The following is a 15,510-nucleotide window of genomic DNA, read 5'->3' as shown; positions in this document are numbered from 1 at the left end:
ATTTCCGCTACGGGCGAGCGCTTTCCGCGGGCACAACGTAAGCCACAGGAGTCTACATGGATTTTTACTTGGTAAGTCATAAAACATCCTGGTAAATTGTTTGAGTGCCTGGCACTAAGCGTATTCTAAATAAGAACTATTGCCACCGTTGATTTCCGCTACGGGCGAGCGCTTTCCGCGGGCACAACGTAAGCCACAGGAGTCTACATGGATTTTTACTTGGTAAGTCATAAAACATCCTGGTAAAATGTTTGAGTGCCTGGCACCTCTCTTAGATTCCTGGCATAATACCGGCTCCTAAAGCGTAAAAATCCACTGCGCTTTCCGCGGGCACACACGTAAGCCGCAACCCTCGCTAACGCGCGGTTTGTTGCGTCTTACGTTCTGTGCGTTCCTGCAGGTGTCTACGTGGATTTTTTCTTGGAATTTGAGTGTCTGCACTTTTGTAGGTACATGGCACTAAAATTACTGTGTATCTTTTTTATGCAATGTGTAATTTAGAAACAGTATATATATTATAGGAAGGAAAACGGTTGTGATGGCGATACCCAACCAATTAAAATGTAGCCATATCGGACTGAGTAACGTACTTCCACAAGCAACACCAATATAATAAGAAACGAGATACAGGCTTGCCGCACTGCCTTTTTGGTGGATAGCTGTACGACTAACGGTTGCTGATGTTAAGGCATGGGCGGTGAAAAAGCCTAAACATGCAATGCAAAGTCCCACAATTACGATAATGAGTGAATCGTTTAATGTTAGGATTATTCCACTAACTAATAAAAACACCCCATATGTTCGAACGCGATTAATGCCTTTTTTTTCTGCAAGTGAGCTGGCAATAGGTGATCCGACGATACCTAAGCTATACGCTAAAAAAATAAATGAAATCATTTTTAATGAAAGCGAAAAGGGCGGCTCTATTAAGTAATACGGAATGAAGGACCACATACCACTAAATGATGTTTGGAGTACAATGCCTAGTCCGAACAAGATAAGCAGTTTTGGATTTTTTAGATGGAGCCAAAAGCCTTGTAAATCTTTTGAAATCGTACGATTGTTGACAGTAAAATTTCTTGATTTCGGAAGTGTAAGCAACACCATTATAAAAATTGCTATACCTAACAAAGCTAGTGAACTAAACGCTGTCTCCCAAGAATAGTGTTCAGTTACATAGCCCATTAACAAACGGCCAATCGTTCCTCCTAGCGCATTACATGAAATATAGAGAGAGGTAGCAAATCCCATTGACTGGCTATCAATCTCTTCGCTAATATAGGCGAGTGCCGCAGCAGGAACACCAGCAATAGCAAAGCCTTGAATAAAGCGTAATAGTATAATGGTTACAAAAGAATCAGTTAATGGCATAAATAGAAAAGGAATGACAGTCAGAATGATTGATAGTCTAATAAAAAGAATTCTTCCATGTCGATCCGATAAAAACCCTAAAACAATTAATCCGATAATAACCGATATCGTCGTAATCGAAACTGCAAGGCTAGCAAATGAAACTGAGACATGAAACTGTTCTGTAAAAAAGGGGAGCAATGGTTGAACTGAATACATCGCGGCAAAAACAAAAACCGATGCTCCTCCTAAACTAATAATAATCTGCCAAAATTGACGATCTTGAATGGAATACCCCTTTGTGCCACTGTCCATAAGGAAGCCCTTACTTCATTTGCTCTGGTAACCAAAGCGACAATTGTGGAAGTACAACTACGATAGCTAAGAACACAATCATTAAAATAATAAATGGAATAACCCCTTTGACAACTTCTCCGAGTTTTTCCTTCGCAATACCACTTACCACGAAAAGATTCAGACCTACTGGAGGTGTAATCATACCTAGTTCCATATTGATTGTCATAATAATTGCAAAGTGAATAAGGTTGATATCGAAGTGGACAAGAATTGGTAGCAATATTGGTAATGTAATTAAAATAATTGAAACGGCTTCTAAGAACATACCCATAATAAAGAATAAAACATTCACGACAATCATGAAAATCCATTTATTTAAATCACTCTCTGCAATCCAAGCACCAACTTGCTGAGGAACTTGTGCGTTCGTTAAATATAAACCGAATAGTGAAGCTGCACCGATAATTAAGAAAATCATCGCTGTAATATTAATGGACTCTACTAATACTTCACGAAAATCTTTTAACTTCATTTCACGATAAATGAATAGTGATACTAATAAACCGTAAAATACGGCAATAACTGCTGACTCAGTAGGTGTTACAACACCAGAATAGATAGTTCCTAAAATTAAGAACGGTAAGAAACCACCCCAAATGGCTTTTAATGATTTACGGCCACGTTCTTCCCAAGAGGCAGGCTCATCTCCTTTGAAACCATTGCGCTTTGCATAGAAGATAGCAGCAACAATCAAAATGCCTGTTAACGCAAGACCAGGAATAACACCAGCCATGAACAATTCACCAATGGATTGTTCGGATGTAATACCATAAATGATTAACGGAACACTTGGAGGAATTAAAATTCCTAGCGTACCACCAGCTGCAACAAGCCCCATTGAGTATCGCTTTTTATAGCCTGCAGAAATCATCGCAGGAACCATAATTGAACCGATTGCAGCGGCTGTTGCAGGTGAAGAACCTGAAATCGCTGCGAAAATAGCACAGGCAACGATTGTTACGACTGCAAGTCCTCCAGGCAGGTGACCAATCCAAGCACGTAATGCCTCTATTAAATATTTAGAAATTCCACCACGTGCCATGAGCACACCAGCAAGAACGAATCCTGGAATGGCCATCATCGGGAATGAATCTAGCGCTGTAAAAATTCGCTGTGGAATCATATTCATATTAAAGTCGATTTGGAAGAATACTAAAATCGTTGAAAGTGCTAAGCTAACTGCGACAGGTACACGTAAAAATAATAAAACAAAGAAACTAAGTAAGAGGATTAGCATATTCTTCGTCCTTTCCTCGTATAATATTGACTAATCTTTCTACGAATCTTAGTAAAAATAAAACGCCTGAAATCGGTAGTACTAAGTAGACCACCCACATTGGAATGCCGATATCAAGTGATACCATGCCTGATGTATAGCGATTCTCAACTAATACAAAACCAAAGTACGTATAAATTAAACAAAATACGATACTTAAACTTGTTGCGACTAAATCTAAAATGCGTTTATTTGATGGTTTTAATTTATCGTATAAAATATCTACTTGGATGTGCTGATTGTGACGAAGAGCTAAACCAAAGCCAAGAAACGTTCCCCAAATAATTGCGTAACGTGCTAATTCTTCTACCCACGCTTGAGGTTCGTTAAAAATATAACGCATCATTACACCGTAGAAGATTAGTGCAATACCAGCTACGAAAAAGAATCCAGCAAGAATTTCCTCTAAATAGCCCCATACTTTATGTAAAACATTCATCCTGATGCCTCCTTAAAATATAAGATGATAAGATTTTTCTCCTATAAAGTAAAACGGGATTGTAAGCGATTTACTTTAAGAAAAAGAGTGAGTGTCGATTACTTATCGACACTCAGTTTAAAGAACTTATTTCAAATCACGAATACCATTAATTAATTCTTCCGTAATAGCTTTACCGAACTCTTCGTAAACTGGCTCAAGCTCAGCTTTAATAGCGTCTTTTTGAGCAGATGTTAATTCAATCACTTCAATACCAGAGTTCTTAATGTTTTCAAACGATTTTGCGTTTTCTTCAGCAGCTAATTCCCATGCTAAAGTTGTAGCTTCAGCTAAAGAATCCTCAACTGCTTTCAATAAATCAGCAGGGATCTTTTCCCAGAATGGTTTGTTAACAAAGATTGCATAGTCAAGACGACCGTGTTCAGATACTGAGAAGTACTTTTGAACTTCTTGGTATTTTTGTGTATCGAAGTTGTTGAATGTGTTTTCTTGTCCATCAACTGTTCCTTGTTGAAGAGCAGCATATGTCTCACCGAATGAAATCGTAGCTGAGCCAGCATGTAAAGCTTTAAATTGTGCTTCTAGTACTTTACCTGCCTGTGCACGGAATTTTAAACCTTTAAAATCTTCAACATTGACAAGCGGATGTTTGTTATTTGAAAAATGTTTAAAGCCATTTTCCCAGAATACTAAACCTTTAATATCATTTGCTGCTAATTGATCTGATTCAAGAATTGTTTTTGCTACATCTGATTCAAAGAACTTGCGAGCATGCTCTTCATCTTCAAAAAGGTAAGGCATGTCCACGTACTGCCAACGAGGGTCAATTTTCACCATTTTTGTAACAGATGGTGCAATCATATGTACGTTTCCAGATACTAAAGCATCAAGCTCGTCATTATCGCCATATAATTGAGATGATGGATAAACTTCAACTTTTACTTTACCTTCTGTTTTCTCATCCACTAATTTTGCAAAAGCTTCAGAAGCTTTCCCTTTAACACTATCAATTGATGTTACGTGAGAAAATTTTATAACAAGTGGTTTTTCTTTTGTATAGCCACCATCTCCATCAGCTGCTGGAGCAGAAGCTGCTTCTTTTTTATCGCCACTACATGCAGCTAATGCAAGCATAAGCACAGTTATAAGTGACATTAAAAGCCATTTTTTCAATTCAAATCCCCCTTAAAGTTTTGATTATAGTTAAAAGGATCCCCTTTAAACCCAAGTTAGTGACGTGATTGGTTTTTTGGCAGCGCAAGTATGTATTTCTTGCTATAACTTTTGGCGTAATAATCATAGACTGGTTCAAATGCTGACTCCCATTTCTTAACATCCTCATCCGTGAAATAATGAATATTGATGCAATTACAAGCTTCCATTTCTTGCAAACGTTCTGCTGTAAGATTTTCTGCAAGTTGCCATTCCCATTCCTGTACCTCTGCAAGTGTATCGATAAGCAATGTTTGAACATCCTTCGGTAAGGACTGCCAAAATTCATTGTTCATGAGTAGTAAATAACCTAAATAACCATGATTACTAATTGTTAAGTAGTCTTGTAGGGAATGTAGATTTTTACTAGTAATATTCGTGAGTGTATTTTCTTGTCCATCTACATTTCCTTTTTGTAATTGATGGAAAACGGTATTGAAATCTATTCTCTTTGGGTAGGCGCCAACACTAGAAAACTGCTCTGCTAAAATATCACTTGGCATAATACGCATGCGTAAGTTTTTCAAGTCAGTGATATCATGAATAGGGCGGATACTATTACTAAACTGTTTAAACCCGCTATCCCAAACTCCGATTGAAAACAGATTATGGTCATTTAATTTCTTCATTAAAGATTGACCAACATCACTATCAACGTATGTATGCACTTCTTCTGCATTTTTAAATGCATAGGGTAAGTCCATAACTGACCACTCAGGTACGAGCGTTGTAATTTTTGAAATAGCTGGTGCGATCATTTGAATATCTCCACGTAAAAGTGCATTCATTTCTTCACCGTCTTTATAAAGAACCCCATTTGGAAAGACCTGAATTTCTACATGACCGTTACTGCGCTGCTTAATAAGTTCGGCAAATTTGATTGCCGCCATTCCTTTTGGTGTGTTTTCACCAACTACATGTGAAAATCGAATGACAATTTGTTCTTCATGACTTAACTGCTCATTATCAGTAGGAAAATCTTGTTGCTGACAGGAAACTAACAGAACTGTCAGTAAAATGAGAACGCTAACAAATTGCTTGTTAATATGATTGCGCCACATACAAATTCACCTCTAATCTATTTAAGATGTGAACGCTTCTTATTCTATTGTAAATATTAAAATACACAATATTATGGTATTAATGAACATTTTGGTATTTATGGTATATAACAATTTATTATTTTGAAAAACTGTTACAAAACAGCTACATTGCTATTTTTGTAAATTCTAGTAGGGTTGCTTCTATATAAAAAAAGAATCTGCTAATCTTCTATGGGAAATGAAAGCAAGCAAGGTGTGATAGGCAAAGTGTATACAGATGCCTGTTGCTTTCCCGTGAAAAGTGAACAGATTCTTGGTATTTAGCTATTATTGGAATGGTCAACAAAATAGAGCGATAATATACCAATTCATTATTATTTAATAGAATAGTATTTAGTTGGCCGTCCTACAGTTCCGTATTTTAATTCAATATGCACAGTACCTTTTGTAGCTAAAAAGTCTAAATACTTTCGTACAGTTACTCTTGCCATACCAACATTTTGTGCAAGCTGTTCAGAAGTAATCGGTGCTTGATGTGTCGTTAAGTAACCTAAAATTTGCTCCATTGTAATGTTATTTAAGCCTTTTGGAAGTTCTAATATTTCATGTTGTATACCTAACCATTGATCGATATCCTCTTGATTAATAGTAGCTGTACTTAATAAATTTTTTGTAGAGTTTTTATATTGTAGCAAAGCCCTCTCAAAGCGATCAAAACGAAATGGCTTTATAAGGTAATCGATTGCACCTAGTCGAAGGGATTCTTGTACAGTGGGTGCATCTCGAGCAGCTGTAATCATAATAATATCTGATGGAATACGTTGTGCACGAATTTTTAAAAACAATTCCATTCCTGTCATATCTGGCAAGAACATATCAAGTAAAATAAGGTTTGGTTTTTGAATAATGATTTTTTCATATGCATCACGTCCATTGACCGACTCCCCTATGAGTTGAAAGCCGCTCATTTTATTCAAAAACCCTTTGTTTACCTCAAGCACCATTGGATCATCTTCTACGATAAAAACTGTGATTTTGCTCATTGTTCTTCTATCACCCCTATATTAATTGTAATTGTTGTACCCATATGAACAGTGGATTCTACTTGAATCGTGCCGTTGTTGGATTCGACAATTTGTTTGACAAGTGCAAGTCCAATGCCATGTCCTTCTTTTTGTTTCGTACTAAATCCGTAATCAAAAATTCGTTGGGGTATGCCTTCAATACCTTTACCACTGTCCTGTACTTCTATAATTAAATAATGCTTATCACCAATGATTGTTAAGTGAACATCCTTGTGTTCACATTCAAAGCAAGCTTCCATTGCATTGTCCAATAAGTTGCCAATGATTGTAATAATATCGCCACTCGATAAGCCACTCATAAAATCAACAAGATTAGATTCTTCATCAATTGTGAGTTCAACCCCTAGTTCCTTAGCACGTGAGTATTTGCCGAGTAATAAACCTTGAATTGAATAATCCTGAAATTTATCATGCAAGCTTTGAATTAGTTCCTCTTCATCCGTAATTTCATCGATAATGAGGCTTAAAGCATCATCATTGCGCTCCAATTGAATAAGCCCAGCAATACTATGGAGACGGTTCATGTATTCGTGTTGCTGTGCTCGCAAGGAATCGACGAGCATTTTAATACCTGTTAATTCTTCAGCAAGCATATTTGCCTCTTTTCTGTCAGTTAACATGATAAGATAGCCAGCATTTTGTTCCATAATACGAATGGGAAATGTCCGAACTAAATACATTTGCTCGTACATTAAAAGTGGTCGATAAATCTCATGCTGTTGAATGGTGTCTTCAGCAAGCCATGTGTCTTTAAACAAAGTTTTTCTAGAAACTTTATGTCCAAAGTAATGCGTATACTGACGGGCCAAACGGTTAATAAATGTTACGTTTCCACTTTCGTCTGTAGCTAAAATGCCTATATCCATCGCTTGAATAATACCTGAACGTTCTTCCACTAAACGAGCGATTTCGTAAGGTTCTAAGTTAAAGGTTTGACGCTTTAAATGGTTAGCAACCCAAACAGATCCACCTAACCCTATTACTAGACCCCCAAAAAGGGAGACTAATATATCAAATTGATATTCGTCTAGAAGGTCATACCATTTTGGTGCTAGTAGCCCAACAGTAATAACACCGACTTGCTTCGTGCCTTCCTCGTTCATAATTGGTACGAATGCTCGTATGGAATAACCAAGTACACCACGTGCCTTAGATATGTATTCATGCTGTGAAAAAGCTTCTATTTCGTCGCCCCCTTCAAAAACGGTACCAAGCTTACTTTCAGAAGGATGCGAATAACGAATGCGTTTCATATCGATGATGACAATATAATCAACATCTGTTGTTAATCGAATGCGTTCAGCAATCGGCTGAATAATTTCAAATCCCTCTTTAGTACCTACGTTTTTTTGTACTTCTGTAAGCTGAGAAACAGTTCTTGCTATAGCTATTGCACGGGCTCCAAATTCCTTCTCTAAAGCACCAGCTAAATTATGAATCATAATTGCCCCACTCGTAGTGATAGAAAAAATAACGATAATGAATGAAAATATAAACATTTTGAGTCGTAATGATATGTTTTTCATAACAATGAAAAGGAATGCCAGATTAGCAGCCTTTTATTAATTCATCACCTCTATCTTGTAATATTTCAATATGTAGGAAAATCCTATTTTAATGGAGAGAAGCAAAACCCATTTTACTAGCAATGAACTAGGACTATCATTCTATAATAAAGTACCATAAAAGAATAGCTTGTTGTAATACAATAACAGCTATAAAGTATCTGTTTTAATTGTGTACTATAACAATTTGTTTTCTAATATCACATTAGTATTAGGAAATAAATAGGAAGTGGTATAGAAGTTTATTTTTTTTCAAAATAAAAATTTATATTTGAATAATAAAAAATAATTGGCTATTTATCTTTAGAATGAGGTTATACAAGATAATTTTAAGAAATAATTTACATTTAAATAATATAATGGTTTAACTTACTTATGTTATAGATACTTCAATTTTTTTGCGCAAAGAAAATTTGCTTTGTTATCGTTTTAAAATTCTCTTTCGTTCTTAATATTTCTGTATGTCGATTATTTCTATTTTTACGTAACAAACTAATTCCTATTTTTTATCTAGCTGTCTTATAGTGAGAAGTATTATTTTCTATGTGAAATTATGCACATATTTAATTATTTTAAGATAGTTTATTTAAACCGATAAAGTACAGTAGAAAAGTAATAATAGCTAAAAAATGTTGATGTTATTGTCCGATAAACGTATTTTTTCTTAGAGGCTGTAGTGATTTCTGTATTATTAATATATGGTGAACGATAAAAAACTTTTTAGAGAAATAATATTTTTTAGAAAAACATCTTGCATTTGAATAATTATAAGTGGTAAATTGTTTTACATGGACGTTCATAGAATTTTCACAGGTAGCAAAAGAGGGGAGAAATGAGAATTTATGAATAAAAATAGATGGTTAATTGCATTATCTGCAATCGCTATTCACCTTTCAATTGGTGGAGCCTATGCATACAGTGTATACAAGCTGCCGATTGTCACAGAAATGGGATGGAGTGAAACGAAGGTTACGATTGCCTTTACAATTATGATGGGGCTTGCAGGTTTTTCAGCAGCGCTATTTGGTAGTTTAGTAGAAAAAATGGGTCCACGTAAATCTGCTATGGTAGCTGCAGTGCTGTTTGGAGCAGGACAAGCAGGAGCAGGTGTTGCGATTTCTATGGATTCTGTAACATTGTACTGGCTAACTTACGGCTTACTAAGCGGATTAGGTATGGGGATTGGTTATATCGCACCTGTATCAACTTTAGTTAAATGGTTCCCGGATCGCCGAGGTTTAGCAACAGGTATGGCTGTATTAGGGTTTGGTTCGGGTGCACTTATTACTGCACCAGTAGCAGCGAACTTAATGGAAGCAGTCGGCATTTCTACAACTTACTTTATTTTAGGGGCATGTTACTTCACGTTAATGATTTTAGGGGCTTCATATATAGCACCGCCAAAACCAGGTTATATGCCTGCGAATATGAAAGCGGCTGCAGAAAAAGGCAAGAAAGTAGTGAAAACGGACTTAGCTGTTATGTCAGCTCGTGAAGCTGTGAAAACAAAGCATTTCTGGATGTTATGGTCAATGCATTTAGTAAATGTAACAGCGGGTATTATGATGATTTCTGTAGCATCTCCGATGGCACAGGAAATTGTGGGCTTATCAGTTGCGGGTGCCGCAGCAATGGTAGGAGTAATGGGGTTATTCAATGGTGGTGGCCGATTAATTTGGGCTGCTGTGTCTGACTATATTGGTCGTCCAAACGTCTTTGTTATTTTCTTTACAGCACAACTTATTACATTTATCGTATTACCACATACGACAAACGTTATTATTTTCCAAGCACTTATTTTCTTAGTAGTTAGTTGTTATGGTGGTGGTTTCTCAAACCTACCTGCATTCGCAAGTGATCTATTTGGTACTAAACAACTTGGTGTCATCCATGGTTATTTACTGACAACTTGGTCATTAGGTGGCGTATTTGGTCCACTTCTAGTGAGTACTATTAGAAATGCTTATGACAGTTACATTCCTGTCTTTTATATATTTGCAGGATTGATTGCCATTTCATTCATTATTTCAATAACGTTGCGTGCTGATGTACGTAAACAAACAGCTTTAAAAGCAGCATCACAAAAAGTTGGAGACGTCTCCGCTACACGATAATTTTCACTTTCAATTCACACTTGAAGGTATAGCCGTATTAGTGTCATTTCGCATATGACACTGATGCGGTTTTTATTTGTAGCGATTGTTATACAACACTTGATTAATCTCCGTCTAACATATAACAGCTGTTTGTTGATGTCAACATTATTATGGTAAATAAAGTGATTTTGGTACTAAAAGAGAATTTTTGCAACGATATTCTTTTATTGATGACAGCACATTACTGTGGAGATAATCAAAATTATCGTAAATGAATGTGTTCTTTCCGTTTGGCTGATGAAAGTAACAAGAGTAAGTGAATCTTTTCGTGACATGCAACGTATATAAGGTAATAAAGAGGAGGAGATGTACATGGGGAAGTATTCATTGAACGACTTCGTAAACACGACACAACAAAATGATCATGTAAACGAATATTTTGAGTTAGAAACGGAACGTGTACTAGAGGTTAACTTAGATGGTGAGGTCTGGTCTAAAATGGGGGCTATGATTTCATACATAGGCGATATTAAGTTTGAGCGGGAACGTGTTTTAGAGCATGGTCTTTCAAAAATGTTTAAAAAGGCACTGACAGGCGAAGGAACGCAACTTATGAAAGCAAAAGGGAAGGGACGTCTCTATTTAGCTGATCAAGGGAAAAAAGTGACTATTTTTGATTTGAAAGATGAAAGCATTTGTGTAAACGGAAATGACTTACTGGCATTTGAACCAACTATCAATTGGGACATTCATTTAATGCGTAAAATGGCTGGTATTATGTCTGGTGGATTGTTTAATGTAACATTACAAGGAAGAGGTAAGGTAGCCATTACAACTCATTTTGAGCCTTTAACTTTATTAGTGAAGCCTGGTGAGACGGTTTATACAGATCCACATGCTACAGTAGCGTGGTCAGGCAATTTAACACCTGAATTTAAAACAGATATTAGCTTCCGTACGTTTATTGGACGTGGAAGTGGTGAATCGATTCAAATGGCTTTCTCTGGCGAAGGGTTTGTCATTATTCAGCCATATGAAGAGGTTTATTTGTCTGGTGAAAGTTAAAAGAAGCGCTACGGTATCAGTAATTCAAGGTTGCAAAGAAGCAGAGACAAAAGTGAAAAAGTGTGAGATTGACTGCCATCAATCTCACACTTTTTTTTGTAATGCCGTTGATGTCCGCTACGGCGGTTGCTTTCCGCGGGTACACACGTAAGCCGCAACCCTCGCTAACGCGCGGTTTGTTGCGTCTTACGCTGCGTGCGTTCCCGCAGGAGTCACCGCCTTCGCTACCATCAACTAGTGCATTCTTCTAAATTTCTTATTGCAAAAGTAAGCATAGCGAAGGCTTCATCCATTTTGCGTAGCGGGAAAATGCCAACAATCCAACCCTTTTTGCAATGCCGTTGATGTCCGCTACGGCGGTTGCTTTCCGCGGGCACACACGTAAGCCGCAACCCTCGCTAACGCGCGGCTTGTTGCGTCTTACGCTGCGTGCGTTCCCGCAGGAGTCACCGCCTCCGCTACCATCAACTAGTGCATTCTTCTAACATATTTTAAAGTTTTGTCCTGGCACCTTTGTCGTTGCCAATCGAATCGAGTTATTTATAATGCGGCGTTCATTCCTGCAATTCGCCCTGTTACTAGTGCAGATGTAATATTGTAGCCGCCTGTATAGCCATGAATATCCAAAATTTCACCACAGAAAAATAAACCTGACTTTTTCTTGGACGCCATCGTTTTCGGTTCGATTTCTTTTACAGATACGCCACCACCTGTAACAAATGCTTTGTCGAGAGATTGCGTACCACTAACAGTCATTGTGAAATTAACTAGTAGATGTGCTAGAGCGCGGATTTTTTCTTGAGATAATTCAGTGCCAGTCATTTGAACATCAATGTTTGCACGGTCACATAAGAATAATAGCCAGCGTTCTGGTGCGACACCTTTCCAAACGTTTTTCACAGCTTTTTTCGGTTCTTCTTTAATAAGTTTATTTAAATATTGCAAACATGTTTCTTCATTGTAGTCCACAAGTGTTTGAATTCGCATTGTGACAGGCTCGTAACCAGTTTTCATCAACTCTTTGACAACAAATTGACTACAGCGTAAAACGGCAGGACCGCTTAATCCGAAATGCGTAAAGAGCATGTCCATTTGATGTGTTACAATTGGCTTGCCTTTTTTATTGAGAACTGAAACCGCAACATCTCGTAATGCTAGTCCTTGGAGCTCTCTTGTTTGAATAAACTCTTCCTTCGATAAAATGGGTACTTCAGTTGGAAATAGTGTTGTTACATTGTGGCCAGCTCTCTCAGCCCAAGGATAGCCGTCACCTGTAGAACCTGTTTGAGGGACTGCCTTTCCTCCCACTGCAACAACAACGGCCTCACATCGTACTTCTATACCGTCCGCTAAGCGCACACCAATAATTTTTTCTTCATCCATTAATAATTTGTTAACAGGAGTATTTAAGCGAACTTCAACATGTAGTCGTTGCAATTGACGAATAAGTGCATCGACGACATCTTGCGCACGATTTGACACAGGGAACATACGACCATGATCTTCTTCTTTTAATGCAACACCTAGGCCCTCGAAAAAGGCAATAATATCTTCATTGCTATAAACAGTGAATGGGCTATATAAAAAACGACCGTTGCCAGGAATATGTTTAACAATTTCTTCAACAGGGAGTCTGTTCGTTACGTTACAACGCCCACCTCCAGAGATTGCGAGCTTTTTACCAAGCTTTGTCCCTTTTTCAAGTAGTAAAACTTTCTTTTTTCGTTCTCCAGCAGCGATAGCAGCCATTAATCCAGAAGGGCCACCACCAATAACGATTACATCATACATATATGTGAACTCACTTTCTTTTCATTTTTAGGAACTTTTCCTATTATACATGAAGTCTATATAGAGGGCGGCTACTTTACATTGAAAATTATAATAAAGTGCATTATAATTTTTTATCTATAATGACTGCATGAAATGAACGGCTTTTCGTGCTATGATGGTAGAGGTTATGCACTAAATTATGAGGTGAAAAAATAGATGTGCGGATTTATTGGCTATATTAATGGAACAAATGTGATTGATCATCACCAAACAATTGAAAATATGATGAATACGATTATTCACCGTGGACCGGACAGTGGTGGTATTCATAGTGACGATAAAGTAACGTTAGGTTTCCGTCGTTTAAGTATTATTGACTTATCAGACGTGGCAAATCAACCTCTTTATAGCCCAGATGGCGACATCGTGCTTGTTTTCAATGGGGAGATATATAATTTCCAAGAGTTACGTGAAGACCTTCAAGCAAAGGGTCATACGTTTAAAACTAAATCAGATAGTGAAGTATTAATTTTCGGCTATATCCAGTACGGTGTAGAATTCGTCAAACAGCTTCGCGGGATGTTCGCATTCTGTATATGGGATAAAAAGAAAGATTTACAATTTATCGCACGTGATGGCTTCGGCATTAAACCGTTGTACTATACGGAAAACACAACGGATGGAACATTTATTTTTGGTTCAGAAATCAAATCTTTCATGCCACATCCAGCTTTTATTAAAGAATTAAACAAAAATGCATTACGTCCTTACTTAACATTCCAGTATTCTTCAATGGACGAAACATTCTTTAAAGGTGTGTACAAATTACCACCAGCGCACTATATGGTCATTCAAAATGGACAAAAACAAATTGTGCAATATTGGGATAAAAAATTCCATGCTAAAGAAGCGCCAATTGAAAAATATGTGGAAAATATTCGTTCAACAGTGAAAGAATCTGTAGACGCCCACCAAATTAGTGATGTAAAGGTTGGTTCTTTCTTATCTGGCGGTATTGACTCAAGTTATATTACATCATTATTACGCCCTGATAAATCATTCTCTGTCGGCTTCTCTGACTATGAAGATATGTTCAATGAAACAAACTTAGCAAAAGATTTATCAGATACATTAAACATTCAAAACGAGCGTAAATATATTTCGGCGGATGAATGTTTTGAAGCATTACCAAAAATTCAGTGGCATATGGATGAGCCACAATCAAACCCATCTTCTGTACCGCTTTACTTCCTATCAGAGCTAGCGGCGAAGGATGTAACAGTAGTCCTTTCAGGTGAAGGTGCGGATGAAATTTTCGGTGGCTATTCTTGGTACCAAAACTCAGGTAGAATGCAAAAATACGAGAAGGTGCCATTCGGTATTCGAAAAGCATTACGTGGTGTTGCAGAAGCGTTACCTAAAAACCAGTACACGCATTTCCTTGTAAAAGGCGGTCAAACCGTAGAAGAACGATTTATTGGGGAAGCGGTTGTTTGGGATGAGGAAGATGCTTTAAATGTTCTAAAACCTGACTACAAAAACGGTCCTTCTGTCAAAACGATTACAAAACGTATTTATGATGAAGTACCAGGTGATGATGATATTACAAAAATGCAGTATTTAGATTTGAATTTGTGGATGCCTGGAGATATTTTATTAAAGGCTGATAAAATGAGTATGGCGCATTCTATTGAATTGCGTGTACCGTTTTTAGACAAAGAAGTAATGGAACTTGCAAAAGACATTCCATCAAAATACCGAGTAAATGATATCGATACGAAATATGTGCTTCGTCAAGCAGCGCATCAAGAGTTACCAGAAGAATGGGCAAAGCGTCCAAAGCTTGGATTCCCAGTACCAATTCGCCACTGGTTGCGTGAAGAAAAGTATTACAATATGGTGAAGGACATGTTTACAACTGACTTTGCCAATGAGTTTTTTGATACAAAACAATTAGTTGGTTATTTAGATGAACATTATGAGGGCAAAGCAAATCGTGGTCGCTATATTTGGACAGCTTATGTGTTCTTAGTATGGTATAAACAATTCTTTGTTGATATGTAACATAGAAGTAGCAGTTCAAAGAATCTATCCGATTTTTTGAACCGCTATTTTTTTGGGAATGTGCTAATTATTTAACATCAAATTAATCGATTGAAGTTTGGGATGTTGCTTCGAAAATTTTTCAGCGTAATTATGCATCTGTTTTCTTTTAAATATGTTAAGATAACAGTTGGTTTACTTATTTA

At 37.1% G+C, this 15,510-nt stretch carries 11 protein-coding genes; 3 read left to right on the top strand and 8 right to left on the bottom strand.

All coding sequences use genetic code 11. From position 1 onward, the window contains the following. Positions 1 to 465 precede the first annotated feature (465 nt). The 7 genes from ACIP9G_RS16585 to ACIP9G_RS16555 form a co-directional block, all read right to left on the bottom strand. Complete coding sequence (locus ACIP9G_RS16585) at positions 466 to 1,665, bottom strand: MFS transporter (protein WP_340822955.1); 1,200 nt, start codon at positions 1,663 to 1,665, stop codon at positions 466 to 468. Positions 1,666 to 1,675: 10 nt separating this feature from the next. Further along, positions 1,676 to 2,944, bottom strand: a complete 1,269-nt coding sequence (locus ACIP9G_RS16580; RefSeq protein WP_340822957.1) for a TRAP transporter large permease — start codon at positions 2,942 to 2,944, stop codon at positions 1,676 to 1,678. Further along, the gene (locus ACIP9G_RS16575; RefSeq protein ID WP_340822959.1) at positions 2,925 to 3,422 is read right to left on the bottom strand and encodes a TRAP transporter small permease; all 498 of its coding nucleotides are present in this window, start codon (positions 3,420 to 3,422) and stop codon (positions 2,925 to 2,927) included. The genes ACIP9G_RS16580 and ACIP9G_RS16575 overlap by 20 nt, the downstream gene beginning before the upstream one ends. A 126-nt stretch (positions 3,423 to 3,548) precedes the next feature. Further along, entirely contained in the window at positions 3,549 to 4,595 is a 1,047-nt protein-coding gene (locus ACIP9G_RS16570) for a DctP family TRAP transporter solute-binding subunit (RefSeq protein WP_401020795.1), read from the bottom strand. A 56-nt stretch (positions 4,596 to 4,651) separates the two neighbouring features. Then, on the bottom strand, positions 4,652 to 5,695 hold the full coding sequence (locus tag ACIP9G_RS16565) for a DctP family TRAP transporter solute-binding subunit (protein ID WP_340822964.1): 1,044 nt from the start codon (positions 5,693 to 5,695) through the stop codon (positions 4,652 to 4,654). 356 nt (positions 5,696 to 6,051) lie between these two features. Beyond that, a complete protein-coding gene (locus ACIP9G_RS16560) occupies positions 6,052 to 6,720 on the bottom strand; it encodes a response regulator (protein ID WP_340822966.1) in 669 nt (222 codons plus the stop codon). Continuing rightward, positions 6,717 to 8,204 (bottom strand): ATP-binding protein, encoded by a 1,488-nt coding sequence (locus ACIP9G_RS16555; RefSeq protein ID WP_401020792.1) that lies wholly within the window; start codon positions 8,202 to 8,204, stop codon positions 6,717 to 6,719. Before ACIP9G_RS16555 ends, ACIP9G_RS16560 begins: the two co-directional genes overlap by 4 nt. A gap of 965 nt (positions 8,205 to 9,169) precedes the next feature. On the opposite strand from ACIP9G_RS16555, the gene ACIP9G_RS16550 reads away from it, so the two are divergent. Further along, positions 9,170 to 10,441, top strand: a complete 1,272-nt coding sequence (locus ACIP9G_RS16550) for an L-lactate MFS transporter (protein ID WP_340822969.1) — start codon at positions 9,170 to 9,172, stop codon at positions 10,439 to 10,441. Between the two features lie 354 nt (positions 10,442 to 10,795). Continuing rightward, the gene (locus tag ACIP9G_RS16545) at positions 10,796 to 11,488 is read left to right on the top strand and encodes an AIM24 family protein (RefSeq protein ID WP_340822970.1); all 693 of its coding nucleotides are present in this window, start codon (positions 10,796 to 10,798) and stop codon (positions 11,486 to 11,488) included. Between the two features lie 540 nt (positions 11,489 to 12,028). Here the strand turns inward: ACIP9G_RS16545 and ACIP9G_RS16540 are convergent. Next, positions 12,029 to 13,279 carry a BaiN/RdsA family NAD(P)/FAD-dependent oxidoreductase gene (locus ACIP9G_RS16540; protein WP_401020788.1) on the bottom strand — a complete coding sequence of 417 codons (1,251 nt, stop codon included), beginning with the start codon at positions 13,277 to 13,279 and terminating at the stop codon, positions 12,029 to 12,031. 198 nt (positions 13,280 to 13,477) lie between these two features. Here ACIP9G_RS16540 and asnB point away from each other — a divergent pair, with 198 nt between their 5' ends. After that, entirely contained in the window at positions 13,478 to 15,325 is a 1,848-nt protein-coding gene (gene asnB, locus ACIP9G_RS16535) for an asparagine synthase (glutamine-hydrolyzing) (protein ID WP_340822972.1), read from the top strand. Positions 15,326 to 15,510: the final 185 nt, after the last annotated feature.

Source organism: Lysinibacillus sp. NPDC093197 (assembly GCF_044754025.1).
In the GTDB taxonomy this organism is placed as follows: Bacteria; Bacillota; Bacilli; order Bacillales_A; family Planococcaceae; genus Lysinibacillus.
Note: the sequence above shows the minus strand (reverse complement) of the source record. Positions and strands in the feature narration are given on the sequence as shown.

Excerpts from the sequence above, each read along its gene's own strand:
- ACIP9G_RS16585 (WP_340822955.1), bottom strand. The coding sequence starts at position 1,665 with ATGGACAGTGGCACAAAGGGGTATTCCATTCAAGATCGTCAATTTTGG.
- ACIP9G_RS16580 (WP_340822957.1), bottom strand. The coding sequence starts at position 2,944 with ATGCTAATCCTCTTACTTAGTTTCTTTGTTTTATTATTTTTACGTGTA.
- ACIP9G_RS16575 (WP_340822959.1), bottom strand. The coding sequence starts at position 3,422 with ATGAATGTTTTACATAAAGTATGGGGCTATTTAGAGGAAATTCTTGCT.
- ACIP9G_RS16565 (WP_340822964.1), bottom strand. The coding sequence starts at position 5,695 with ATGTGGCGCAATCATATTAACAAGCAATTTGTTAGCGTTCTCATTTTA.
- ACIP9G_RS16560 (WP_340822966.1), bottom strand. The coding sequence starts at position 6,720 with ATGAGCAAAATCACAGTTTTTATCGTAGAAGATGATCCAATGGTGCTT.
- ACIP9G_RS16555 (WP_401020792.1), bottom strand. The coding sequence starts at position 8,204 with ATGATTCATAATTTAGCTGGTGCTTTAGAGAAGGAATTTGGAGCCCGT.
- ACIP9G_RS16550 (WP_340822969.1), top strand. The coding sequence starts at position 9,170 with ATGAATAAAAATAGATGGTTAATTGCATTATCTGCAATCGCTATTCAC.
- ACIP9G_RS16545 (WP_340822970.1), top strand. The coding sequence starts at position 10,796 with ATGGGGAAGTATTCATTGAACGACTTCGTAAACACGACACAACAAAAT.
- ACIP9G_RS16540 (WP_401020788.1), bottom strand. The coding sequence starts at position 13,279 with ATGTATGATGTAATCGTTATTGGTGGTGGCCCTTCTGGATTAATGGCT.
- asnB (WP_340822972.1), top strand. The coding sequence starts at position 13,478 with ATGTGCGGATTTATTGGCTATATTAATGGAACAAATGTGATTGATCAT.